Source organism: Mesorhizobium sp. LSHC412B00 (genome assembly GCF_000503035.1).
Lineage (GTDB): Bacteria > Pseudomonadota > Alphaproteobacteria > Rhizobiales > Rhizobiaceae > Mesorhizobium.
Genome location: NZ_AYWB01000014.1, coordinates 31,058 through 56,084 on the forward strand (window position 1 = coordinate 31,058; position 25,027 = coordinate 56,084).

Here is a 25,027-nt window from a genome sequence, read left to right on the forward strand (position 1 = left end):
TGCGGCTCACGCATAGACCGGACTACCCGGCCCAGAACCGGAAAAGCTGCGCAGCTTCCCCACGATTCCCGGCATGACCTCGAGCACCCGGTCGATGTCCTCTTCGCTGTTGTCCCGCGCCAAGGAGAAGCGGACTGCCGCGTGTGGCGTTTTCATCGCGCTTAGGACATGGCTTGGTTCCAGAGAGCCGGAGGTGCAGGCCGAGCCAGAGGAACACGCGATGCCAATGCGGCTGAGGAGAAGTGGAATTCCATCACTTTCGACATGTTCGAAGGAGATGTTTGCGGTGTTGGGCAACCGTTGCAAGGGATCACCAGTGACACAGGTGCTTGGGATGCGCTGGAGGATCCCGCCCTCCAGGCGATCGCGGAGCGACTTTACCCGTGTGGTCTCGTCGTCCATGAATTTCAAGGCGAGTTCGGCCGCCGTGCCGAGCCCGGCTATGCCGGGCGTATTCTCGGTTCCAGCACGCCGGTTGTGCTCTTGGTGACCCCCCTTGATCAGCGAATGGAAATCGACGCCACGTTTTACGAAAAGCGCACCGATCCCTTTCGGCCCGTGCAGCTTGTGGCCGGAGAGCGACAGCATGTCGATTGCGGTCGACTTCAGGTCCATCGGAAGCTTGCCGACCGCCTGCACAGCATCGGTATGGAATAGGGCGCCCACTTCCTTGGCCAACTCGGAAAGCCTTGCCACGGGGAAGATCACACCAGTCTCGTTGTTCGCCCACATTATTGACACGATTGCAACCTGTGGGGTGAGGGCGGCCATATAGGCGTCGAGATCGAGCCGACCACGGCAATCCACCGGGATCCTGTGCACCTTGAGGCGGCGGGTCTTCTCAAGATGCTCGCAGAGCGTCAGCACGGCGGGATGCTCGACCGCGGACGTCACGATCTCGGTTCGGTTGGGCGCCGCCTCGAGCGCTGAAAGAAGCGCTGCATTGTCGCTTTCTGTCCCACCCGAGGTGAAAGTGATCTCATCCTCGAACTCCGCGCCGATCAGAGCTTGCAACTGCCTCCGCGCCTTTCTCACCGCCGCACTGACTGAGGCGCCAAGAGCGTGTGCCGACGAAGGGTTGCCGAATTGATCCCTAAAGAACGGCAACATCGCTTGCACGACCTCAGGATCGACCCGTGTGGTTGCGTTGTTGTCGAGGTAGACAGGCTTCATAGGTGCGATCCTCAGTTAAACAGAATGACGCGAGACCGACTCGTTGAGCCTCTGGCGCATGCCGTTGATGATCATTTGAACTGGCAGTGCGCGCAGGCGCCCGGAGTGTTTGACGTAAACCGGGTCTCCGTCGATATGTACATGTTCGCAGTGGCCGTAGGTCAGCCGGCAGGTAAGGACGCCCGAACGCGATAACGCTACCGATGAGCCGAATTTGGCGCAGCGGCGCGATTTGTCCGCAAGCAGCTCGGGTGCCACCAGGAACCGAGCTGCTTCGGGAGGCGACGTTCTTTGAATCCTACTGGGAGCGAATGGCGGTCCCGAGATCGGCTTTGACCTTGTCTTGTTTTTTAGGACGGGGACATCTGTTGTGCCGGCCATATAAGTCTCCTCTGCCGCAAAATCACTCTGTCGGCCGCACAGGCGCTTCGGGCGCTTAACTGAAGGACTTGCCGCAGCCGCACTTTTCGCGCGCATTGGGGTTATCGAAGACAAAACCGGAAGATTGGAGCCCGGTGAGGAAGTCGACGGTCATGCCGGCTACATGGGGTTGGGAGCCCGCGTCCACGAACAGCTTGACCCCATCTGTGTCAGTGATCGCGTCGCCCTCGCGCGACACGCTCTCCAGGCCCATTAAGTATTTGAAGCCTGCGCAGCCGCCGGCCTCGACCATAATGCGAAAGCCTTCCGCCGGCTCGCTGGCACGGCAAAGAGCAGTCTTGAAGGCGGCAACAGCGTTGTCGGTGAGCGTAATCATGGCTCCATTCTCCTCAGTCCGCGACCTGCTTGCCCATCACGTTGCATGCACCGTGCCAAAGCCAAAAAACGTTTCAACACAGCGCGGCATCTCTCGCACTGGTGCCTCTTGATTGCTGATAAGGTGTCGGCCAATCGACACGTGCTGTCGGGTTTGTCGGGTCCGGCACGAGGGATGTTGGCCTGAGTTCTTGGGTGAACTCACATCACCAAGGACAGAACTTCTTCTGAGCTTGCCTCGGCGCAATTGGCACGGTTTTTGAAGCTCCGTTTGGCGAGACGGCAAGAGCATGCCGATCCACAACCATGCCGTGGGTGCCATCGCGATGGATGGGGCGAAGCAAGGGAGTAACATGTCAGGACCGTGGTCAGATACGCGTTGTTGGCAAAGCAGCGCCGCTCGTGGCATCCGAATGCCCGCTTGGCCGATTGCGACAACATCCATACTGGCTCACTACCGCCCAGTAGCCGCCGACCGGCTCGATGGGATGCCATCGGCATGTGGCTGCTCGCCGGTTTTCGCATCGGTGCGACGCCGTGCGCACGCTGTCCAGCGACACCTTGTTCATGGGCCAGCAGCAGATCAGGATCGAGCATTTCGGCGCGCCTTATCGGCTGAAGATTCCCGGGCAGGGCAGATGATCCTCACACGTCGTAGAAACAGGGGTAAGCATGGACCAACGCGAGAAACCGTCGCCCGACGAAATCCGGCGGGCGTGCAAAGACAATCCGAAGATCCGGGAGCATGATCTCGCCGCTCGATTGGGCATTTCGGAAGCCGAGTTGGTCGCGGCGCATTGTGGTCACGGCGCGGTGCGCATCGAGCCGCGCGTCGATGATCTGCTGACCGGCCTCGAAGCGGTCGGCGAGGTGATGGCGGTCACCAGCAACGAAAGTGCCGTGCACCAAAAGATTGCCGTCTACGGCAAAGTGGTCACCGGCAACCAGCATGCCATACTGCTCGGCGACGAGATCGACCTGCGCATCTTCCCGAAAGCGTGGGCGTATGGCTTCGCCGTCGAGAAGCGCGAGGGGGCCGAGATCCGCCGCAGCCTGCAATTCTTTGATGCCACCGGCGAGGCGATGCACAAAGCTCATCTCACGCCCGCCTCGAACCTGCAGGCCTATCAGGATCTGACGGCAGAGCTTGTATCCCCCGACCAGGAGCCGATCATATCGCTCGAGGCGAGCGGGGCGCGCGATAACGCAGTGAGTCCAGACCACGCCACCACGGTCGACGACCTACGCGAGCACTGGGGCCGGCTAAGCGACGTGCATCAGTTCTACCATATGTTGAAGACACTGAAGCTCAGCCGCTGCCAGGCGATGCGTATGGCCGACGAGGATGACGCCTGGCTACTCGACAATGATGCCATTGGCGCCCTGTTCCAACAGGCGGCCGAAGACGAGATGCCGATCATGTGCTTTGTCGGCAATCGTGGTTGCATTCAGATCCATTCCGGCCCGATCAGGTCGGTCAAGCAGATCGGGCCGCGGATCAATGTGCTCGAAGAGACCTTCCATCTGCATCTTAGGACCCATCGCATCCGCGAGGTCTGGGCCGTGCGCAAGCCGACGAGGGATGGTCACGTTACGTCCATTGAAGCCTATGGCGCGGACGGCAAGATGATCATCCAGTTCTTCGGCACGCGCAAGGAAGGCGAACGCGAGGGCAGCGACTGGCGGTTTCTGGCCGAGAGTCTGCCACGCGTTCCCGGTCCGACCTCCAGGGGTGTGTTGACTGCCGACAGGTCCTCGGATTGAATTGGCCGCGATAGGACTCAGCACCACGTTCCGACAGCGGCTCGCGAGCAAATCTAGGTCCATGAGCGGAAAGGATGCCGTCGTAGCGCATGCGCATGGTCAGGTGATGCACGCCGGAATGGACCGCATCTATACAGTCAAGCTGGTCGCCGGTCGGCACCGGTGCGCACGAGTGCATCGCCGTCTGCCGGAAAAGCCTTGCAGCGCCTGCGAGCGATAAAACGCATACGCCATCAGCGCCGAACCGAAGCGCGGCTTGACCTTTTTGATATTTCCGATCGTCTCGCGCAAGCGCCGTCGGGTCTTCTCGGACCGCACCCGATCCTTGCGCTGGATCCCGTCGTTGCTCAATCCGGGCCGTGCGAGCGATCTACTCGCTCGTCGACCGGCAGGCTGTGCAGCAACAGCCAAGCCGAACAGCCCGATGTCGCGGGCTCGACAAAACCGACCACGGATGTCGGTTGTCGGACGTTGTCATAAGAATGATGGACAGGTGATCATCAGCGGCAGACCCAGCGCAGGCTGGCATTGCTTGGTGCACCGCCATGGCTACCCTATCCGGCACGCGACTTGCTTCGACAATTTGATCAGCAGGGCAGAGGTGATTGACCAGTCTCTCAACCCTAACGGGGAAGCGGCCGCTTTGCTTCATGACCGGAGCGCGGCGGAGATGCCCCTCTGATCGACTTCGCAACCCATCTCATCCGCGCTGGTGCAGGTGGGCTGTATCAGGCGACAGAATCTAGAAGGCGCCCGACAAGAGACGTGCCCATGCTGGAAATCGACTTTATGAACAGCGGTGCAATCTCAATTGAGCCATGAACGCCAATGTAGAGAAAACAAAATGGCGACCAACCCCGTTCCAGATCATGTCCCGCCCGAAATGGTGAGGGACTTCAGCCTGTTTACATCGCCAGGGATGCCACCAACACCCAACGGGGATCCACACGCAGCTGTCGCTTGCGTACATGACGGGCCTCCGATCTTTTACTCCCGCTACAACACGCAAGATGGCCGGGGTACCTGGGTCATCACCCGTGCCGCGGACCAGCGGAAGGTGCTGCAGGACGCAGAGACTTTTTCCAGCCATCGCAGCATCTTCTCCTCCATACTGGGTGAGAACTGGCCGACGATCCCGCTTGAGCTCGATCCACCGGCCCATGGCGTCTTTCGCTCACTGCTTAATCCGCTGCTTTCGCCAAAGCGGGTGTTGGCTTTGGAACCGGCTGTCCGCGAACGGGCGGTCGAGCTGATCGAAAGGATCGCCGCGTCGCGCACAAGCTGCGACGTGATGAAGGATTTTGCCTTTCCTTTCGCGGTGAGCACCTTTCTTCGCTTTCTGGGGTTGCCTGATGACCGACTCGATACATTCGTCGGCTGGGGGAAAGATCTGCTCCACGGCGACGATAAGGAACGACCTGTGGCTGCCCGGACGATCGTGGCATTCATCGACGAACTTGCAGCCATGCGCCGCGATGAGGCGGTTGACGATTTCATGACCTTTATAGTGCAGGCACAGGTCGAGGGCCGCCGGCTGACTGACACCCAAGTCCGCGGCATCGGCGTGCTTGTCTTCGTCGCTGGGCTCGACACGGTCGCAGCAGCTATAGGCTTTGACTTGGCGTACCTCGCACGCAACCTCAAAGATCAGCAATTGCTGCGGAGCGAACCGGACCGCATCCCGCTCGCAACCGAAGAATTGCTGCGGGCCTATCCGCCCATTCAGTTGATCCGCGTGGCCACGAAAGATATCGACTTCGAAGGCGCGCCGATCCGGAAGGGGGACTATGTTTCCTGCGCCACGATGATTGCCAATCGTGACCCGGCGGAATTCGAATGCCCCAACACGATTGATTTGGAGCGGGAGGACAACCGCCACGCAGCGTTTGGCTATGGTCCCCACCGTTGCCTTGGCTCACACCTTGCCCGGCGCGAGATTGTCATTGGCCTGGAGGAGTGGCTGGCGCGCATCCCGGCTTTCAGGATCAAGCAGGGTACGGCGCCGATAACTTCTGGCGGCCATGTGTTCGGGATCGAAAATTTGATCCTGGACTGGTCTTAGGCCCGCCCCGAGCCCGGGCACAGACAATGGAGGCAGCGCCATGCGCATCATCGTCCAAAAGGCCAAATGCCAGGGCCACGCGCGATGCGCGGCGCAAGCGCCGGACATCTTTAAACTCGATAATGACGGTTACATCCTGCCTGGTGACATTGAAGTTGCGGAAGGGGAGGAACTGCCTGCATCACGAGGCGCGCGATCCTGTCCTGAACGTGCGCTGGAACTCACTCGCTGACGCTCTGGATGAGACAGCATTCAACCGTGAGTCTGGCGGCTTGAACCATGTGGCCGCACTCAGCACGCGACCTCTGTCCCGCACGGTTCACGTCCAACTCTGCGGGGCAAATTCCGGCGCCAGTGTTCCCCGTGAGGCGCAAACGGCAGGGCCGGGGTTCGCGAACCTCTTCGAAACACAGAATTTGCGCCAGAGCCGATGGACCAGACGAGAATTGCCGAACTACTCGACGCGAGGCGACCCGGAGTGCCGTACCGAAGAACTGCCCGACCCATGTTGCGGCATGCCGGGTCTCTGCATGATTTGATAGGGCGAAACCAGGAGAACGCACCATATTTGCCCAACATTATGCCCGGCTCAGCACCGGCCAATGGCCGCAGCTGGAGAGAAGGTTCGACCAGCATGTGCTTGCCTGTGTGCTTTCACGTGCGCTCGAGGAGATCGAGGCCGGCGAGGCGACGGCGACGGAGGCAACCGGACTTTCGCGCGCCGAGTTGCGCGATGTCCTGTCCCGCTGTTTCCCTGCTTTTCCTATCAACGCGTTTGCCTTGGAAGAGGGGAGCGAGCCTGAGCCGGATCTGGAAGAAGAACTTCTGCGCGGACTGCTGCTGGCGCATGCCCGGCCCGACGACAAGGCAAGCGCCCGCTTCGCCAAGATCATCGCCCGGCGTGCCATGCGCAATGACCACCTCTGGCAAGACCTTGGCCTTTTTAGTCGAAGCGACCTCGGCCGCCTGCTCGCCTCGCATTTTCCGACGCTGGCGGCCGGCAACACCCAAAACATGAAATGGAAAAAATACTTTTACCGAAAGCTCTGCGAGGCCGAAGGCTTTTCGCTGTGCAGCTCCCCCAGTTGCCGGGACTGCAATGATTTCGAAAGCTGCTTCGGCCCGGAGGAAGGCGAAAGCCGCCTCACACGGATCAAGAACGGCGTCGCCTCGGATTGAGAGCCGCTTTCGTCAATCGTACAGCGCCGGCGCTCGCGCCGCGCCAATCTCTTGTCGAATGTCGACGGACGCCTTCGAGGATTTGAATGCTGTGCCTGCTGTCCGATTGATCGCGATGCTCGCTTCGGCGGGCGCTGCCATCATGGCCGTGCAGGACCCGACCCGCACCATCGCCGCCGAGCAACTGCTGTTCTCCGGGTCGTTGCTCCTCGCCTGCCTGGCGGTTGCGGCGCATGGGCGGCCGCGGTTCACCGCCGTCATTGTTCGCGCTGGTGCACAGTTTCGCCACGATCACCCATTGGGGCGGCCAGATTGTCTCCGGCGTCGCCATCAATTTCGTTGCTGCCGGCTCCGCCATCATTCTCGGCCAGGTTCCGGCAGGGCGCGCGCTAGGGTTCCTGGAAGCTTTTCGAATTTTCTGGATCCCGCCTCAACCCGAATTGCGCGTGCTTGTTGGACAAATTAGTCACTAGATTCGGATTTAGGATAGATTCAGGAGGCTTCGAATTTCTAACGCTCGCGACCTCGCAGGTCGTTCACGTCAGCACGAAGGCGTTTAACCCTACGTGTCGTATTGGCAGCTATGCGCAGCATTCCGGTCGTTGCCCAGTCTTGTTGAAAGTTCCAAAAGCTGCCGATCCGGTTAGCGCACACAAAACACCATAGCGGGGCGGAGGCGGACCCTCGGTTATTAGACTATGGCGTTGAAACAGCTACCATGGCTCTTAGCTGGCCATGCGGTTCCGCTTCCAATTCGCGAACACGGCATTTCTTGTAGCTGCAGGCATTCACGGGTTGGGTGCGATCGTCGCAGCGACTGCATCCCAGGGCATGGGTCTCCAGTGTTGGGCCTACTCCTGCGGCGTGCCGACCGCCGGGTCTATCCTCGGGCCCTACGTAGACTTTCGGCGACAAGAAAAGTACACCGGATCAACAATATAGAGTCGCCTTTCCGTCGACTCGACCCCAGGGGCCGAATGATGCACATTTCGCCAACCTCGTTGAAAGTCAGCCAGTTGCTCGGTACGGCAAACGAGCAATATGTAATCCCGCCTTATCAACGCCGATATTCCTGGCGCGAACGACAAATCTGGGAGTTGCTCGAGGACATCGATTTACTCGAAGGGTCCGATGTTCATCTGTTGGGCAGCATCGTGTGCCTGACCGGGCGCCATTCCGCGAATATGAACCCCTTGGAACTGGTGGACGGGCAACAGCGCCTGACCACGATCTGCATCTTGCTCGAATCCTTGAAGAAACGCTTCGTCGAAGAAGGAGTCGATGACGAGGAGCAATGGCGCAGTCTTGCGCGGCTGCTGATAGCTCGGAATTCCGGTGGGGACAGCAGCTCGAAGATTGCGCTCAACACTCTGGACAGCGATGAATTCAAGAGCCTAGCTGCCAGCGAAGAAATCGACTTTGGCGCCTATCAGAACCAACGCCTAGCGAACGCATTCGGGACGATCAGGGCTTGGCTCTCGGAGAAGACGCTGGAAGACCTTGTGGCATTCTCGTTCAAACTACAGAATCAGGCTTTGATCGTGCGGCTCGACGTGAGCGATGCCAAAGACGCATTCAAGCTCTTCGAGACGATCAACAACCGCGGGCTCCGCTTAAGCCCCACCGACATCGTCAAGAATTTCCTGTTGGGCAATGCCGCGAGGTTCGGGCCGCAGCAGCTGGAGGGTGCCAAGAAGGAATGGGCGAAGCTTCTTTCCCACCTCGATGGCACCGATACGGATGCATTCTTCCGATACTTCCTCATTGCCTCCACACAGCGGCGCATCACGAAGAACCAAGTCATTCCGGAGTTCAAGACGCTGTTCATGAATGAGGTAGTCGAGGCTCGTCAGCTTCCAGATCGGCACCTCTACGCCGACGAGGAGGAAATCGAAGATGACAATCTCGATGATGGCGTCGACATAAAGGACATCGAGATCGAAGAGACCTCGGCGGAACAGATCACGTTCGCTGCATTCCTCAAGCGGATCGTGACCAGCGCGAAAGTATTCGGCGAACTGGTGCTCGGCGCCACCGGCAGCAAGCAGATCGACAGACATCTGCGAAATCTGCGCATGATCAAGTCCGCTCAGACCTACGGCTTCTTGATGCATCTGCGCGCCGGGGGCATCGACGACAAGACATTCGTCCAGATTCTGAAGCTCACGGAAAGCTTCGTATTGCGCCGGCATATATGCAGGGAACGCGCGAACGAGACCGAGACCTTGTTCGCCAAGCTGTGTGAGGTGGATCCAACCGACCCGATCTCGGCGACCCGCAAGGCATATCGCGACGCGTGCCCATCGGACGACAAATTTGCATTGGAATTTGCCAGCGCGAATTACTCTGCCAACATCATCGATCGAGCAAGATACTGCCTGGAACAGATCGAAATTCGCCGCCATGGCAAGCACACCGAGCTGGCCGTGCTCGGTGCAGAAGACGTCCATGTCGAGCACATCATTCCGCAGAAGATAACGACGGCGAAATCGAAGAGGGATTGGGGCGACTGGATCACCTACCTTGGGGAGAAGGCAAACATTCTACATCCCCGATTGGTATCGAGAATCGGCAACCTCACACTGTTCGCAGGCGAGCTTAACATCAGTGCCTCCAACAATCCCTTCATTGCGAAGAAGTCGGCCTACAAGCAGTCCGCAATTCTTGTCACGCAAGATTTGGCGGTCATGCCAGCCTTCAAGTTCAAACAGGTCGAGGCTCGATCCGTGGATCTAGCTGGGTTGGCGGTTCAATACTGGCCACGGCCTTGAATTTGTTCAGCCGGGCGTTCCATCTCGGTCATTCCCTGGCGTATGCTGAGATGGCCGCTTCTGGCGATGTCAGCCATAGGCGGACTTTCGTTGGCGATCATGGTGTACGCCGCTCCCCTGGCGTCTTGGGGGCTGGTAAATGAGATGTTCCGGTCAGGGCACCCGCCTCGCGGCAAGACTGGCAGAACGGCATGCAGCTATGGTGCTCGCCAAGGCGGTCGACGAGCGAGGGGTGGTGAATGGGAAAGCAGATCGTTTGGAGAACAGATACACGGCGCTTCGAACGAGGCGATGTGGTGGCCTCTGCCGCTGACCACGCGGCAACCACATTGCACGCTAGTCACGCTCTGGCCGAGCAAGCTTTCCGAGACGGTATCCCGAACGGTCACGACCTCCGCGCCAACTCCCTCTACACATGGCGAGACGAGAGCTGGGCGCGGCTGACCTGGGACCGCGAAAAGGGCAAGTTCCTCTACAAGCTCGAAATCGATACGGATGACATTAGGCACACTGGAGACGTGTGCTGGTATTCCGCTGCCGGCATACTCATCGGTAATGGTAAGTCTCCCGACGAAGCCGTGGACGCTTATGCGACCGGCAAGCCTCATATCCCGGACATACATTTCAAGCCGAGGGTGGAAATCCTGGTCAAGCGGGCCATCGTGCTGGAGCGGTACGAAAAGAAGGCCCCGAAGGGCCTTGCCGGGCTTGGTAAGGACTAAGCCTGTCCTAATCCCATGTGTGGGCCGTCCCCTCATTGCGGGGCGGGATGTGAGAGCGAATCTGCTCAGCTAAAGCATACTTGCCGGCATGGTCCATCGCGCGTGCGATTTCCTCCAGCCCTCCGATATTGCCACTAGCGAGCAAGGTTTGAGCGATGATCTCGACCATTGCGGCGATGTCATCCGATGGGCCTGTCAGGGTAAGCCGCTTAATTAGGTCCCCCATATCGGCGCGCAGTGTCGTACTAGAAGCCGGAAGAACCTCCCTATAGGTCGTCGGTGCATTGTTGGCCAATGTTGGCTTCTGCTTCTTCTTCCGCCTTGCGCGCTCGTGTTTGCGGATTCCCTTCGCTTCGCTGGACGTCATCCGAACCATCAATTTTCGGGTGTGGTCCTTATAGATATCCTCCTGATAAATCTCAAAGTTCGCATTCTTTTTGTCAGAGTATTTCATTGCCTGGTTAAGTAGCTGAAGAACTTCGGGGGTTTTGACCTCGACCTCCGGGGCCTGCTTACTCCTATGCCGTATTAGGGCGCGTATTTTGCCTCCGAAATCCAACATCCTGCTACCGGCTTCAGCGGCTTCACCAACTTCGTCGGCGTGACTAATCCCCCAGAGTCCCCACTCAATGAGCTTGGTCCACCATGAACCAATTTCCATGGACACGACGACTAGAGAGATGCCGTAGAGGCGCTGGTAGTCCTTTTGGACGGCAATCAGGAAACGGCCCATTTCTGCGGCCGTGAATAGCTGGTCGGTTTCGAACCCAATCACTAGCGCGGGCTGGTTAGACATTTCGTCCATCTTCACTCAGCGTCCCTCCCTTGAAACCCGATGACACAATAAAAGGCCACGGTGTGGGGCCGTACGAGCTTGGCGAGGGCCGGAATAAGCGAACCAGGAATGCCTGACGCCGTAGCCTCTGCCTCCGTTGCTGCACACGCTTCCCGGCCGCTAGTTGAAAGCCTTGCCGCCCTTGGCTACTAGCTTTTGAAACTTGGCGTTGATGGCCTTAAAGAGTTTTACGAACCTATCGGCGGTGGCAGCGTCAACAATCCCTGTAGGATTCGTGGCCATTTCTGAAAGCAGCAGTCGAGTTGGCCTGGTCTTGAAAAATTCGATATTCAGGGCTTTCAGGCCGTCTTCGAACCGCTTCGCAATTCGTGGAATGTTTGGGTTGAGCGTGAGTGTTTTGCCCTTCAGTTCCTTTACGTAGGCATCGCGTACCAGCCGCTCATAGGTTGCCGGGTCAAGCAGGTCTTCGATATCGGCCTCCGCCGTACCCGAACCTTCCGAGGCAAACACCAAGCCATCTTCCTTCATCAGTCTGGTCTTGAGAAGTTCCAGACTGGTGTTTCGGGCTTGTGGTTCCTCATCAAGAAGCACCAAAACTTTGAGATTTTCCGATGTCAGCAATGCCACCATATAGGAGACCTTTTGGGCTCCCCCGGCCGGCGTTATCGTAAGCTCGGGATTGAGCGAGGTCTTACCATTGTCGCGAAGGTAAGCCGAAATTGAGGAAAGCATCCAGAAGTCGGTGACGCCTTCAACCACCAGATTGTTTGGGCCGACAAAGAGGCTTTGAGCCAGGTCATAACCCAGCGCCGCTTGTATGGGGAAAAGGGTTCTAGAATCGCCGGCCGGGTCATTACTGACTGTCGTACCGTGTTCCTCATCAATGCTCACCGTCCGAATGGCGTCTAGGCTGTCGGTCGGCACCATGAATGGCGAATGAGTTGAATAGAGAATCTGATTTTTGAAGCCCGACTTGAACAACGTCAGCAGGTCGGCTTGCGATTTGGCGTGGAGGTAGAGGCCTGGCTCATCGAGCAGCAAGATCGCGTTTTCAGCCTTACCGCCGTTCGTATCCGCCGCAAAAGTTATATAGAATGCGAAGAACCACTTAAAGCCACGGCTGCGCTCATCGAGGTTAACCTCGACATCATAGACAGCGTTCGGGTCGGAAACGAACGTGTCCAGAAACTGCGCGTCAGGACTGAAGCGGACTTTGAGTGGTCTATCCTTCCAGAGCCTCTTAATCTCGCCTGTCACTACCGCGCTGGCACGGTTTGCAAGCTGGTTCCGTGTTTCAGCGTCGGTGCCAGACAAGCTTTGGAGGGTGGTAGCATTCAGGCCGGCCACTTTGCAGAGCTTTTCGAACTGCTCATCTGCTGGCGTGAGCCCCCCAGCTTCCTTCCTCTGAAGATATTCCGCGACGTTTTGGTGACCACTCATGGAAGGGTATTCATCCAGGAACATGAACACCGGCAGCTTGCCTACAAACCAGTCGCGCACCTGTTGCTGCTTTTGCTCGTCCTGCCCGACGGCGATAGCCAGATCGTCGATTTCATCCAGCAAAGCATCCTGCTTATCGGATAGTTCGGTGCCGGCAGCAGCAAGTGCGATCCGCAAAGCCTTTACCGCAGGGCTGGCAACTTTGGCCCACGCCAAACCATCATCCAGTGCGGCTGCGCTCGTTTCGAAGGCGTCGGCCGCAGTCTTCAGGTCTTCCTTCCTGTCGTCCGCGACATTCTCGACCACAGCAAGTACAGCGGGCCCTATCTTCCGGATCTTGCTGCTGACTGCTGCTTTGTCGTAGCCAAGGGGCTGGAGGCGGCTCGCGAGATTGACCCAGCGCTTGCCGCCGTAATTCCTTCCAATGGAAATCTCGGTTATGCCCGATGCTCGCGGGAGCATCGTGGCCAGTTCGGCCTGCTCCGCTTTGCTAAGTACCCAGGACGTATCCACAACGCGCGTATCGTCGGTGCACTCCTCCAGGCGACGGCTTCTTGGAAAGTCCTTTATCTTGTTAAGCGCAGTGAACCCTTCTGCCGGGTTCAGACTTCGGACTAGAAGAAGCGTTGATTTTCCGCTCTCGTTCCTGCCGAGCAGCGCAGTAATCCTAGATACCTTTACGTCGCCGCTGTCCGAGATAGATCTGAAATTTGTGACCCTGAACGAAACCAGTTCCATGGTGCTTCCCCAAGCCAGTTTTCTTATGAGGCTTAGGGTTATGCTGTTCTTTGTGCCGTGTCATCAGAAGAAGGCGGCAATCTGCTTCCGATTCTTCCTCTATCAACATCGGTGACAAGGTGGCTATCATCGCCACGGTGGGCAAGCGCATCGAGGATGCGCGTGGCCCTGCATATCCCTACCGCCAATTTTCCCTACTCGATCATCGATCAGAACGCCAAGCCAGGAGACAGGATCAGGTTCGAGGGTGAAGTTGTGCACGTTGACGATGATCTAGTGGTGAAAATCTAACGCTTGGTATCCGCTGGGAATGGCGGCAACCGACCCTACTGCGGTCATTTAGAGATGCCTAATATAAATCTGGCTCCGCGTGGCCGGAATACTAGGTGCGGCGTTCGGGCCGTTCCTCGCTGAAGCCGCCACCACAGCGTTTCTCGGCTGGCACCTTTGGGTTTTAACGGTGTAACCCTCCGACCTGAAAGGCGACTTCTATGTCGTTCCGCAACGTGCAATAAATCGAGGCGCAAGGCCTGTTCCAGGGGTGGGGAGACAGCAACAATGAAGATAGCACTGAGGCTTTGCCGCGCGTCTATCGCTGGAGCCGTCCTCGTGGTGGTTACCGCGTGCGGACCTGACGAAACAGCCGACAATGACAGGTTTTCCCTCGTGAACGAGGAAATAAACGACGTTCCTGTCAAAACACAGATAGCGCAGCATGTAGCCGCCCAGGGCGTCCCCACGAAGAGCGAGCTGGAAACTGAAATCCTGAAACGCTTCCGCGCCGCCAGAAAGCGCAGCGGCTTCCGGTACCATGACTCTCCGACGAACATATACATCTATGTGTACGGCAGCAAAGAGCAGGCGCGAGCGGAACAAGGCCTATGGATCGCGATGCTCGCGAAAAACTACGATGATGCGGGGGAGCCACGGTTATGTCGAATCCTTCAACGGTCGCATGCGCGACGAGCTCTTGAACGAGAGCCTGTTCTTCGGCCTCGACCACGCCCGCAGTGCAATCGCCGAATGGCGGGACGACTTCAACACCGCGAGGCCTCATTCCTCGCTCGGCTACCAGACCCCGGCGGCATACGCCGAGGACATCACCGCAACCGGCTCCGACGCTGTGCTGATGGAAGGCTCTGCGCCTCCGCCGGTTGCTCAACCCGCGCCAAGAGGCGTAACAGAAACGGCCAAGGCTCTAATCGCCGCTGGATGAATGTTCAGTGGCAGGTCAGAAGCATTCTTCCGCAGGGGAGAGAGGGACGTGGGCAAAGTCCACCGTTATCAAGGTGCCAATCAGGCCGACCGGTGGCGAAAGCGCGCCGGCAGGAGAATGCTGTCACGGCGATTGCCGCGACCGCTCTTGGGGCTCCTCTTGCTGGGCGTTGGAACGCTTGCCGCAGCAGTCACCCAATTCGCTATCCAGAGCACCTCTGGCCTCATCACTGGCATTCAGAGCACCATAACAACTTGGACTGAACCATTGCCTGGCCCAATGGAAGGCCGCGCTTCGGTGATCGACGGCGACACGGTCGAGATTGCTGGTCAGCGCATCCGCTTCAACGGCATCGACGCACCGGAGAGTCGCCAGTATTGCGACGACGCCAAGGGCTTCGAATCCCTGTGGGCTCCGCGCCGCCCAAGCCTTGGTCGAGTTCCTGGCAGCTTCGCGACCGCTGCGTTGCAGCTTTATTGACCGCGATCGTTATGGCCGGCTTGTAGGGAATTGCGATCGCGCAGACGGTCGCAGCGTTCAGCGCTGGCTTGTCGAACAGGGTCTGGCCCTCGACTGGCCGCGCTATTCGAAGGGAACATTCGCCGCCGAGCAAGGCACTGCCAAAGCGGCTCACCGCGGCCTTTGGCGGGGGCGGCTCGATCAACCTTGGGATTGGCGTGCGGTCAATGCCGACAAGGTCGAGACTGTCAGCGAGCAATCGACCGGTTTCGGGCTTCTCGGCTCAGGCTGCAACATCAAAGGCAACATCAGCGTGAACTCTGGTGAGCACATCTACCACCTGCCTGGCCAAGAACATTATGCCGAGACAGTCATATCGACTGGAAAGGGCGAGCGCTGGTTTTGCTCTGAGGCCGAAGCTCGTGCGGCAGGTTGGCGTCGAGCAAAGCGATAAAGCCGCAGGGAAGACAAGAGTGCCGGACTGGGAAAGCCTTGGCTATACATCGGCGCCGTTTTGATATTTCTCAGCATGGGCCCGTCGAACGCCAGAAGCGGTCGAGCTTCCAAAATGATCAAACCTGACAGCCAGCGGCGTACAGGTAAATCTCTGATCCCGCCTTGACCAAGAAGTACACGGCCACATGGAATCCTTCGCGTTCTTGGTCTCGCAAGTCGGGGTGCAGCATTCGTTGAACGTGCTCCGACGGACGAGGAACTCGCCGAGGCCGAAGCCATGCGAGCGACTGCGGAGAATTTGCTTTCCGCACATTCTATCGGGCATTGAAGCCCACGTCCGTATGAAATGCTTCGCCGATCCAGGTGCTACGCCGAGGAATCTTCGCGACATCGACTGGAGCATCGTCAGTGGGAGCGGGATGGGGAACCCCGGGCGACTGCGGCCAGCGGTGAGCCTCTGGTTGATCGTACCCAACACCAGCTCCAATTCGTTACGCATTTGAGCCTTATTAAATCGTTCCGGCATAGATGGACTTTACAGTCTCGATTGCACCCAGGAACGAAGCGTAAAGCGCGGTCGATCGAACTGATGCGTCAGCGAAATCTATGTCTTCGTCTGCTTCGATGTTGAGTGCGTGCTTATCGAGCATGGCACCTATCTGTTGAGCGCTATAAGATCCAGATTTTCTGTTTACCATTTCAGCTTCGATAACGGGGTAATATTCATCTTCGCGCCCCAAGATCATGCGCATGATGGTGAGCTCATCGGCTCTGACGTTTGGAGCTATATACTTCGCTCCTGTGACCACGAAATTCTCGGCATCTTCATCTGCGGTTTTTTGCACGCCCGAGAAACAGCTTATCGCTGCCTTAACGAGGATAATAGAGAAGATGACAATTTCTGTTTTCCGATAGGTCTGGACGGGTGCCGTCCCTGCGACACCATCGCGATAGTACCCCTCCACCCTGTCGGCGGTCGCGTCTAGGACGGCGGCAAACAAAAGGCTTCTGTCAATCGGCAATTTCTTCTTGAACATCCCGAACATTATTAGCCCCCCGGCTTTGACCCAAGAATTTGAACTGCTCACATCAGCACTAAGCGAAATTGCTCCCTAGCAGGCTGTTGAAAAAGTGGCTCGCAGCGAGGCTGTGAGCGTGATTCAATGTCTCCGAAGAGATTCGGAGAACGAGGCATGCGCGGCGGGGACGACCGGTCTGGCGAACTGTTCAGTTATGTTGATCTCGAGGCTCGGGTGCGGCGCGATCATCCGTTGCGCCGCATTCGGGCGATTGTGAACGAGGCGCTGGCGGCGTTGGAGCGGGACTTCGCGGCGCTGTATTCGCCGATGGGGCGGCCTTCGACCCCGCCGGAAAAGCTGCTGCGAGCGATGCTGCTACAGGCGTTCTATTCGATCCGCTCGGAGCGGCTGTTGATGGAGCGGCTGGAATACGACCTTCTGTTCCGCTGGTTCGTCGGCATTGGCGTTGACGATGCGGCCTGGGACCATTCTGTGTTCTCCAAGAACCGCGACCGGCTGCTGGAGGGCAACATCGCCGCAAAGTTCCTGAGCGCGGTGCTGGCACAGCCCAAGGTCAAGAGGCTTCTCTCGACGGATCACTTCTCGGTCGACGGAACGCTGATCGAGGCCTGGGCGTCGATGAAGAGCGTCAAACCGAAGGACGGCTCGGGCGAGCCGCCGGCTGAAGGGGCGGGCGAAACGCGGAAGCGGACTTCCATGGCCACAAGCGCTCGAACGACACACATGCCTCGACCACCGATCCGGATGCCCGGCTCTATCGCAAGGGCAAAGGCAAGGAGGCCAAGCTGTGCTTTATGGGACATGGCTTGATGGAGAACCGCCACGGCCTGCTGGTCGACGCCTGCCTGACACTGGCCGACGGACATGCTGAGCGGGTGGCCGCACTGCACATGATCGAACCTCGCGCGGAACGGCCACAGGCGATCACGCTCGGTGCCGACAAGGCCTACGACACTGAAGACTTTGTCAATGAGCTGCGCTCGATGAGGGTGACGCCGCATGTAGCGCAGAACAACACGAGCGGCCGCAGTTCCGCGATCGACGGGCGCACGACGCGGCATGGCGGCTATGCTGTCAGCCAGCGCATCAGGAAGCGCATCGAAGAGGCATTCGGTTGGATCAAGGTCGTGGCCGGCCAGCACAAGACGAGGTTCCGCGGCCGCGACCGTGTCGGATGGGCCTTCACCTTCGCAGCCGCTGCCTACAATGTGGTGCGACTGCCAAAGCTCATGGCGGAGACCGGCTGATGGCCAAGGTTCCCGGCTTCGCCAAGGCCTTTGCCGGCCGCTGGCGCATCGTCGAGATGGATGTTTGGGATAACGACTTCCTCGATCTCGTCGAGGAAGCGCATCTGACATTCAAAGGCTCGGCGGATGGCGAGATCGCCTTCGGCGCACTCAAGGGCTTCCTCGATGTCCGATATGGCACCCGCGATGGCTCAGCATGCGCGGAATTCTCGTGGGAGGGGCATGATGACAAAGACCCAGCCTCTGGCCGCGGCTGGGCTGTCTTTGGCACTGCAGGCCGCCTCGTCGGCCACTTCTACATCCACAACGCCGACGATTCAGGCTTCGCTTGCGAAAGAGCCTGACTTCTTCAACAGCCTGCTAGGTGCGGTTCGCAGGCTACCTCTTGCTATTAGCCTCAGGCAGCAGCCTATCACATCGCATGCCACAAAGAGCAGCCCCGGCATCCGGCCTGCTCCAGCGCCGCTTCTGGTAGGCGGTGGCGGAAACCCGAATGGCCGTGAGGCGCAGTCTCCGGCGCGGTCAAAAAGCTATGGGTATGTGACTCTACCCGACAAATGACTATCGACAACCGACTGCACAATCCCAATATTGGGAGCTGTTCGCCTATTGTTCCTTTGGAGCGTCGATGTCAAAGAAGATCACCGACAATCAGCTGCTGGGTGAGATTGGTGAAACCGCAGCCCGACTTCGATTCTTGAAAATCGGATTTCAGTTCGATGTCAGGTCGAGATTGGAAGCAGGCGTAGATGGCATCGTCGAAGTGATGGACAACGGTGTCCCACTTGCGAAGATGATCGCCGTCCAGGTGAAGGCCCGCCATGGAAATGCATATGCTTCGGAGGACAAAAACGGCTTCACCTATATGGTGCGAAGCGAAGACCTCGAATATTGGCGCCCGTCGAATCTGCCGGTGATCATTGTCCTGTACCGCGATTCCGACGAGACCTTCTTCTGGAAGGAGATCCCGCGCGGATCGGACGACTCCGAGCGCAGATTGCGGTTCGACAAGAAGCTGGATTGTCTCGACACCGATGCCGTCGATAGATTGGCCGCAATCACCGTTCCCAAGGCCGGCTTCGGCTACTATATCCCGCCGTTGGGAGGTGGCGAGTTTGCCCTCGTCAACATGCTCCCCATAACTTTCCCTCCTGAGATGTATGTCGCGCCCACCACCCATTCGGCGAAAGACGCTGGCAGAATACTGCTCGATCTCGACGAGCCCGCCCGGTTCGACTGGGTCATGAAGAGTGACACGCTATGGTCGTTCCAGGATCCGCGGAAGACTGTCTGCCGAGAGATCGTCGAACTCGACCAGGTTGAGGCCATAGACACGCGTCATTTAGCATTCCATGAGGACGTCCACGAGCGCAACGTGTTCGCACATCTTCTTCGGCGGGCCTTGGGTCATCAGTTCTACAAGGATTTGGGCTGGGACAAGGACCGCGGCCAGTTCTACTTCAAGGCGTTGGCGGCGAATGCATCGAGGTCGTTCTCCTACAAGTCCTCCAAGCAGAAGGCCAGCTCCTACGTCGTAAATGTCGCCATGCAAAAAGCCGATACGACCCGAGTGTCTTTCGTGCGCCATCATTCGTTCATCCCGCGCTTTGAAAACCTTATGGATGAGTGGTTTTTAGTGGTGAACCCGAACTACTACTTCACGACCAACGGCTTCCAGCCGCATTCCTATCCGGCCGAATTGCTGGCCGGAAAGAAGCGCCTTGACAACAGTGCTTCGCTGCGCGGTCAGTTGATACTCTGGCACCGCTTCCTCACCAGGCAGGATGGCAGTGCCGACGATCTCTTCGCCGAGCCGAACCTCGAAGGCCAATTGAAATTCGGGGAGCCGCCTGAGGTGTATCTCGCTACGAAGGTGCCTGAGGACGCTTGGGGTACGAAGAAGGCAAAAGACAACGGCGACGACAGCACTCAGGCGGAGATCGAATTCCTATGAAGTTCGAAACCATTATCTTCGATGAGCCACATCTCGAGTTCGGCGACAAGCACCACCATCCGGATCCACGGCTCGGCCTGTACGAGGCCGGACCTTTGCAGACGCCCCTCGGTGACTCCATTCGAATTGCGGTCGTCGGCAATGCCAAGACCATCGAGGACACCAAGCGCTACCTGGAAGACGCGACCGCTGGTTTCCCCGGCAAGACCGAGAAACATCCCAACCTCCACCCCGATTTTCCCGGGCTGGGAAACCAGAACCCGTTCCGTTGCAAGTTCGAGCTCGTCGAGAATGCCGCTCTGGCCATGCCGCAGGCTCGCATCGAAGCCATCCTGAAAGAACCCAACCACGAGAAGGCGGTCAAGATGGCCGTCGATGAAGTCATGATCCAGCTTCGGGCCATCGACGAGGGGACCGAGCGGCCGAACGTTGCCATTGTCGCACTTCCGGTCAACCTCATCGAACGCGTGGTGAACGCCAAATACTCCCCTGATGGAACTACCGAGCAAGAGGACAGCGGGGGAACCGATGCGCCGAACTTCCGCGGCATGCTGAAAGCGCGCGCCATGGATCTTCGATTCCCGATCCAGATCGCCTGGGAGGATACGCTGGACGACGCAGTGATCATCCCCCAGAAGGTCAAGGAAGCCACCGGCCGCCAAATCCAGGACGAGGCCGACCGCACGTGGAATCTGATGACGACGCTGTACTATAAGGGGACGGGACGCATTCCGTGGCGCCGTATGCCGAAGGAGGGGGAGTTTACTGCCTGTTACATCGGCATCAGCTTCTACCGCGAAGTGGGAGGGCAGCAGCTGTTCACCAGCGCGGCGCAGATGTTCGACGAGCGGGGCCGGGGCTTCATTCTCAAGGGCAAGCGCGCCCGCACCGAGACCAGGGGCCGGCACCCATACATGGCCGAGGACGATGCCAAGGAACTGATTCGCCAGGTGCTCGCCGCCTACCGTGCCCATCACATGAATTATCCGGCTAGGGTGATCGTCCTGAAGACATCTAGGTTTCGCGATGAGGAGGCGGAGGGGATTTTGGACGCGCTCCAAGAAGTTGGTACCGAATTGCGGGATCTGGTCTGGGTGCAAGAATCGTCGCACATCAAGGTGCTTCGTGACGGAAACTACCCGGTGATGCGCGGAACCTTCGTGGAGATGGGCGGCAAGGGTTTGCTCTACACGACAGGCAGCATTCCCTACTATGGCACCTATCCAGGCAGGTACGATCCCAAGCCTCTGTTGATTTGCCCCCATTTGCGCAGTGACAGCACCGTCAGAACATTGGCGGAAGAGGTCTTCTCGTTGACCAAGGTTAACTGGAATTCGACGCAGATGAATCAGAAGCTGCCCATACCGATTCGGGCGGCCCGCAATGTCGGCGAAATCCTCAAATATATTACCGATGAGAAGGTAAATTCGGACTATGGCCGATATATCTGACACTTGGGGCAGCTTTCAGATCTGGAAACCCCACGCATTTAGGCGGCTGGGATTGTGGCGCTTCCGGTATAGATTGTGTGGATGGAAGCATACAAGCTGACCTGAGACCCTGAAGCTCCTCCAGTTTTTGGTAGAGTCTGTCCCGCTCAAGGAGACGGACGAATGAAGTTCACGGTTCACGGAAGAACAAGTCATCGCGATTTTGAAGGAGCAGGAGGCGGGCATGAAGACCGCCGATGTCTGCCGCAAGCATGGGATCTCGGAAGGGACCTTCTACAAATACAAGGCCAAGTTCGGTGGCATGGACGTTTCCGATGCGCGCAAGCTGAAGACTTTGGAAGAGGAGAACGCCAAGCTCAAGAAGCGGCTGGCTGAGCAGATGCTGGACAATGCCATCCTGAAGGATGTCGCTGCAAAAAAATGGTGACGCCCGATGCCAAGCGATACGCTGTGGCCCACGCCTGCGATCGGCATGGGGTGAGCCAGCGTCGGGCGTGCAAGGCTCTTTTCGTCGATCGCTCGAGCGTTCGCTACGCAAGCATCCGGCCGGACGATGCCGCCGTTCGAGCCGCGATGAAGACGGTGGCTGCCGAGCGCCGCCGCTTTGGCTACCGGCGCAACCACATCATGCTTGAACGGCAAGGGATCGTGATGAACCAGAAGAAACTGCGGCGGCTTTACCGGGAAGAGAAGCTCCAGGTCCGCAAACGTGGCGGCCGCAAACGGGCCTTGGGAACGAGACGGCCGATGATCGCGCCGGGCCGGACGAATGAGCGCTGGAGCCTAGACTTCGTAAGCGATGCCTTCACGGACGGACGCCGGTTCCGGGTTCTGGCCGTCGTCGACGACTTCACGCGCGAGTGCCTGGCGCTGGTCGCGGATACATCGCTGTCGGGCGCCCGCGTCGCTCGGGAACTGGATGCCATCCTCGCCAGCCGCGGCAGGCCTCGCACGATCGTCTCGGACAATGGCACCGAGCTGACATCGATGGCGATCCTCAAATGGTGCCAGGAAAGCGGCGTCGAATGGCACTACATCGCACCCGGCAAGCCGATGCAGAACGGATTCGTGGAGAGTTTCAACGGCCGATTTCGCGACGAATGCCTGAACGAAACGCTGTTCTCCACTCTCACGCAAGCACGGACAGCAATCCATCTATGGAAGGAGGACTACAACCAGAACAGACCACACTCAGCCCTGGGCAACATCACGCCCATCGAATTCGCCATCAAAATGGCTCTGGAAAAACAGGCCGCATGAGGCCAGAAATGAAACTCCGGACTCTCCACTGAACTGGAGGGAACAAGGGTCTCAGGTCAAAGCGTGGCAGCTACACGGTTGGGGCTGCAAGTATCCCTTGGTTTGGGTGACGAAATACCGTTGCGCGGTGCTCGGTGGCGACGTTGGGAGCCGGTGTCGAGAACTGCTGCGCGAGACGGCGCAGGCGCATGAGGTGGCTGTGCATGCCGGATCGATCAATCGATCAATCGCGACCATTTGCATATGCTGGTGTCGATCCGTCGATCCCGCCGAACCTGTCAGTGTCGCGCGCGGTGCAGCACCTCGAGGGGGCGCAGTTCGCGCAAGCTGCAGAGCGAGTTCGGTATATTGCGCAAACGCTACTGGAGCCAGCATCGATGGGCGAGGGGCTATTGGGTGGTAAGCTGTGGAATGTGACCGATGAAATGTGGACCTAATACATCAAGTTCGGCATCGAGCGCGACTGGCATAAGGAACCGCGTTAACCCAGGCGCATATAAGTCACCTCGAATCCTTTGGCGGACCGAAACTGCTGAAGTCGGTTCGACAGGCTAAAGGCGTCGTTCATCTCGTAGTGCTGAAAGATATCCAGGCCTCGGTCCAGCGAGATTTTCCAGCCCGTATCAGTCACGATATGGCGCGCGTGGATGGTTCCGGCACCGTCAAACTCCCAGGTGAAATTGACGCCTGAACCGAGGCAGGACTCTTCGATGGAAAGCAGATTGGCCTTTTGTTGATCCGCTTTGAGATCATCGCGCGCCGTCACGAGATGGATGTCCACCTCGTCCTCCGGCGCCTTGTGCTTGACGACGGTCTCGATGAACTCCATCAGGTTCCGGACCTGGTAGAAAAGACGGATGTAGGGGTCCGTGAGCGTGATCTTCCGTGCGCCCCTGACATAGGGGCCAAAGAGCAAGTCGAATGAAACGCCCTTCTGGTTCTCACTGAAAACTCGGTGGCCTTCCCTCGCATCCGGCAAGACGCTTTCAGCTTTGCTGATCGAAGGCACGCTATTCCGGGAAACCACCTCCTCCTGGATCTCCGGTTGGCCCTCCTGCTGCGCAGCGGCCCGACGGCGATAGTAGGTAGGGTACTCGTCTTCCTCGAGCGTGGTGACGGCGATCTTCCGGTCTCCGGCCGCGAAGTAGGAGAAATCGATATCGGGATACGTGGTGTCGATCCGCATCAGCTGATCCTTGACGCGTTTTCTGCCCTCGATGGAGAGCCTGAGAAGCTCTTCGGTCTCCTCCTTCGACGCGCCGCCGCCAGGGAACAGAATTTTCATCAACCCTGAGAAGGTCTTGTTGATTCCGTCGCGGTCGCGGGTGGAGATGGCCGAGGATAACCGAAACAAGTCCTTGTAGCGATCGGAATAGTCGTCGCTTCTGAGGTGCCGCAGGATTTCGGCGAGATAATCGACGACGAATCCATAGCCGATGGAGAACATTTCTCCGCGGATCACGTCCACCTCCCAACCCGGGATGTAGGCATGCAGGCGATCGATGAACGCCGAGTCGTAGTATTTCTCGGGGACCTCCTCGAAAAGATCGGTGTGCTTGAGCATGTAGGGGACGTTGTGTTTGGTATTTCCTACGAACACCATCGAGGCCTCGGCGCCCAGTGTCTCCACGCCTCGGGAGAACGTTTTGTTCGCCATGTAGTTTTTCATGATGTCGACAAGCGACTTGTCGACCCGCTTCTGCCGCCCCGCGAACTCGTCGAACGCGACGACATCCCAATATCCCACCAGCCCGAGCTTGCCGGACTGGTTGTTCACGAACAGCTTGGGCACGGTAACCTCGCCACCCGAGATCAGAATTCCGTGCGGCGAGAACTCGGAATAGATGTGTGACTTACCCGTACCCTTTGGCCCGAGCTCGATGAGATTGTAGTTGCGCTCGACGAACGGGATGAGCCGCATCAACTGGATCAGCTTGCTGCGTTTCCCGAACATCTCCGGGTCGAAACCTATGCTCTGGATCAGAAGGTCGATCCATTCGTCCGTCGTGAATTCCTGGCGCGCCTTCAGATAGGCTTCATAGTCGAAATGGGAGAGTTGGATCGGCTTAAGGGTGCCGAGAATCCATGGCGAGACGGCTTTGTCCTCGGTGTGCTCGTATTCGACGTCCGCGATGCACCAAACTCCGGCTACCAGCAGCTTGGGATGGGACTTCACCGTCCCAGAATCTACAACGACCTTCTTGATGCCGAGGTTCGCGAATTCCGCCTCGTAAGCATCGTTCTTATCGTTCAGCGCGACGCCGATCTTGTCGATGACCTTGTAGCGGCCCTTTTCCCGAACGTTCGAGCGGACCAGTCCTGCCTCGTTTCGATGGACATAGTGCTTGCGCAGGATCTCCTTGACGGTCTCGATACCGGACTGGATCGAAGCCTCGTCACTCGTGGCGCAGTACTGCCCGAGGAGATATTCGAGCACATAGGTGGGAACGATAGCGTTTCCCTTGACCGCCTTGACCAGGTCCTTTCGGACGACCAGCCCCGGGAAGGCCGCATTGATTTTGGTATCCAGCGCGTTCAATCGC

The 25,027-nt window shown here is 58.2% G+C and carries 19 protein-coding genes and 4 pseudogenes; 17 read left to right on the plus strand and 6 right to left on the minus strand.

Translation table 11 applies throughout. The features are described from left to right. Positions 1 to 6: 6 nt before the first annotated feature. Both nifS and X757_RS143055 read right to left on the minus strand, forming a co-directional pair. Complete coding sequence (gene nifS, locus X757_RS143060) at positions 7 to 1,173, minus strand: cysteine desulfurase NifS (protein ID WP_023672209.1); 1,167 nt, start codon at positions 1,171 to 1,173, stop codon at positions 7 to 9. A 436-nt stretch (positions 1,174 to 1,609) separates the two neighbouring features. Continuing rightward, positions 1,610 to 1,930: an iron-sulfur cluster assembly accessory protein gene (locus X757_RS143055; RefSeq protein WP_023672207.1), complete on the minus strand. Its 321-nt coding sequence runs from the start codon at positions 1,928 to 1,930 to the stop codon at positions 1,610 to 1,612. Positions 1,931 to 2,466: 536 nt separating this feature from the next. Between X757_RS143055 and hemP the strand changes: the two genes are divergently transcribed. The 8 genes and pseudogenes from hemP (at position 2,467) to X757_RS143025 (ending at position 10,427) form a co-directional block, all read left to right on the plus strand. After that, complete coding sequence (hemP, locus tag X757_RS1000000168110) at positions 2,467 to 2,571, plus strand: hemin uptake protein HemP (protein ID WP_023685012.1); 105 nt, start codon at positions 2,467 to 2,469, stop codon at positions 2,569 to 2,571. A 30-nt stretch (positions 2,572 to 2,601) separates the two neighbouring features. Next, positions 2,602 to 3,693: a hemin-degrading factor gene (locus X757_RS143050; RefSeq protein ID WP_023727120.1), complete on the plus strand. Its 1,092-nt coding sequence runs from the start codon at positions 2,602 to 2,604 to the stop codon at positions 3,691 to 3,693. An 844-nt stretch (positions 3,694 to 4,537) separates the two neighbouring features. Further along, positions 4,538 to 5,755 (plus strand): cytochrome P450, encoded by a 1,218-nt coding sequence (locus tag X757_RS143045; RefSeq protein ID WP_023727121.1) that lies wholly within the window; start codon positions 4,538 to 4,540, stop codon positions 5,753 to 5,755. 40 nt (positions 5,756 to 5,795) lie between these two features. Next, positions 5,796 to 5,987: a ferredoxin gene (locus X757_RS1000000166910; RefSeq protein WP_081725572.1), complete on the plus strand. Its 192-nt coding sequence runs from the start codon at positions 5,796 to 5,798 to the stop codon at positions 5,985 to 5,987. A 332-nt stretch (positions 5,988 to 6,319) separates the two neighbouring features. Next, positions 6,320 to 6,934, plus strand: a complete 615-nt coding sequence (locus tag X757_RS143040) for a nitrogen fixation protein NifQ (protein ID WP_023727122.1) — start codon at positions 6,320 to 6,322, stop codon at positions 6,932 to 6,934. Positions 6,935 to 7,197: 263 nt separating this feature from the next. After that, a pseudogene (locus X757_RS1000000168115) lies at positions 7,198 to 7,305 on the plus strand (ABC transporter permease); the annotation flags it as partial. Between the two features lie 606 nt (positions 7,306 to 7,911). Continuing rightward, a complete protein-coding gene (locus X757_RS143030; protein ID WP_050593962.1) occupies positions 7,912 to 9,705 on the plus strand; it encodes a DUF262 domain-containing protein in 1,794 nt (597 codons plus the stop codon). A gap of 239 nt (positions 9,706 to 9,944) precedes the next feature. Next, a complete protein-coding gene (locus tag X757_RS143025) occupies positions 9,945 to 10,427 on the plus strand; it encodes a hypothetical protein (protein ID WP_156933466.1) in 483 nt (160 codons plus the stop codon). A gap of 7 nt (positions 10,428 to 10,434) precedes the next feature. Here the strand turns inward: X757_RS143025 and X757_RS143020 are convergent, their stop codons facing one another. Next, positions 10,435 to 11,238 carry a hypothetical protein gene (locus X757_RS143020; RefSeq protein ID WP_156933467.1) on the minus strand — a complete coding sequence of 268 codons (804 nt, stop codon included), beginning with the start codon at positions 11,236 to 11,238 and terminating at the stop codon, positions 10,435 to 10,437. Between the two features lie 144 nt (positions 11,239 to 11,382). Then, entirely contained in the window at positions 11,383 to 13,401 is a 2,019-nt protein-coding gene (locus X757_RS143015; protein WP_023727128.1) for an AAA family ATPase, read from the minus strand. Between the two features lie 925 nt (positions 13,402 to 14,326). Between X757_RS143015 and X757_RS143010 the strand changes: the two are divergent. From X757_RS143010 to X757_RS1000000169085, 3 genes and pseudogenes are all read left to right on the plus strand, one after another. Then, positions 14,327 to 14,617, plus strand: a pseudogene (locus X757_RS143010) (transposase); the annotation flags it as partial. 48 nt (positions 14,618 to 14,665) lie between these two features. Continuing rightward, positions 14,666 to 15,097 (plus strand): thermonuclease family protein, encoded by a 432-nt coding sequence (locus X757_RS1000000169080; protein WP_245275089.1) that lies wholly within the window; start codon positions 14,666 to 14,668, stop codon positions 15,095 to 15,097. Continuing rightward, positions 15,048 to 15,530 (plus strand): thermonuclease family protein, encoded by a 483-nt coding sequence (locus X757_RS1000000169085; RefSeq protein WP_245275090.1) that lies wholly within the window; start codon positions 15,048 to 15,050, stop codon positions 15,528 to 15,530. Before X757_RS1000000169080 ends, X757_RS1000000169085 begins: the two co-directional genes overlap by 50 nt. 511 nt (positions 15,531 to 16,041) lie before the next feature. On the opposite strand, the gene X757_RS143005 is transcribed toward X757_RS1000000169085, so the two are convergent. Then, positions 16,042 to 16,578, minus strand: a complete 537-nt coding sequence (locus X757_RS143005; protein WP_023727134.1) for a hypothetical protein — start codon at positions 16,576 to 16,578, stop codon at positions 16,042 to 16,044. A 147-nt stretch (positions 16,579 to 16,725) separates the two neighbouring features. Here X757_RS143005 and X757_RS01000000165125 point away from each other — a divergent pair. The 6 genes and pseudogenes from X757_RS01000000165125 to X757_RS1000000169090 all read left to right on the plus strand — a co-directional run bounded on the left by X757_RS01000000165125 (position 16,726) and on the right by X757_RS1000000169090 (position 22,901). Further along, positions 16,726 to 17,819 (plus strand): annotated as a pseudogene (locus X757_RS01000000165125) (IS5 family transposase). After that, positions 17,819 to 18,163: a hypothetical protein gene (locus X757_RS143000; RefSeq protein WP_023727135.1), complete on the plus strand. Its 345-nt coding sequence runs from the start codon at positions 17,819 to 17,821 to the stop codon at positions 18,161 to 18,163. The pseudogene X757_RS01000000165125 and the gene X757_RS143000 overlap by 1 nt, the downstream one beginning before the upstream one ends. Before the next feature lie 284 nt (positions 18,164 to 18,447). Further along, positions 18,448 to 19,773 (plus strand): DUF4365 domain-containing protein, encoded by a 1,326-nt coding sequence (locus X757_RS142995; RefSeq protein ID WP_023727136.1) that lies wholly within the window; start codon positions 18,448 to 18,450, stop codon positions 19,771 to 19,773. Continuing rightward, on the plus strand, positions 19,770 to 21,224 hold the full coding sequence (locus tag X757_RS142990; RefSeq protein WP_023727137.1) for a hypothetical protein: 1,455 nt from the start codon (positions 19,770 to 19,772) through the stop codon (positions 21,222 to 21,224). The genes X757_RS142995 and X757_RS142990 overlap by 4 nt, the downstream gene beginning before the upstream one ends. Positions 21,225 to 21,417: 193 nt before the next feature. Then, positions 21,418 to 22,484, plus strand: a pseudogene (locus X757_RS142980) (IS3 family transposase). A 243-nt stretch (positions 22,485 to 22,727) separates the two neighbouring features. After that, a complete protein-coding gene (locus X757_RS1000000169090; RefSeq protein WP_352967566.1) occupies positions 22,728 to 22,901 on the plus strand; it encodes a transposase in 174 nt (57 codons plus the stop codon). Between the two features lie 64 nt (positions 22,902 to 22,965). Here X757_RS1000000169090 and brxL read toward each other — a convergent pair whose 3' ends face one another. Beyond that, positions 22,966 to 25,023 carry a BREX system Lon protease-like protein BrxL gene (gene brxL, locus X757_RS142975; RefSeq protein WP_023727141.1) on the minus strand — a complete coding sequence of 686 codons (2,058 nt, stop codon included), beginning with the start codon at positions 25,021 to 25,023 and terminating at the stop codon, positions 22,966 to 22,968. Between the last annotated feature and the right edge of the window lie 4 nt (positions 25,024 to 25,027).